The sequence below is a fragment of the Oleiphilus sp. HI0132 genome, from assembly GCF_001635845.1.
The window spans coordinates 1-211 of record NZ_LWGJ01000553.1 but is presented as its reverse complement, the minus strand read 5'-3'; the positions used below and the strand labels follow the sequence as shown (position 1 = coordinate 211).

General features: G+C 45.0%; 1 protein-coding gene. It reads right to left on the bottom strand.

What is annotated here, in order from left to right; all coding sequences use genetic code 11:
- Positions 1–6 precede the first annotated feature (6 nt).
- On the bottom strand, positions 7–211 hold a 205-nt coding region (locus A3766_RS30590), incomplete at its 5' end, for a hypothetical protein (RefSeq protein WP_197479389.1).

Below are 211 nucleotides of genomic sequence, written 5' to 3'. Positions count from 1 at the left end.
AAAGAATCAGACCTCTACTAGCGCTTCTATCAAATACAGCTCTTTAATCTTCTCGGGCAACTCAATTATCTTTCTCGCTTCAAGGTCCATCCAGCCCACCACACAACGATGAACTGCCGATAGTTCACCATTGGCCTTATAGATATTTTGTAGCATCTGCACAGTTTTGGTAAAACCAGTTGGCTCACCTGGCTCCACTGTTACGCGCAAC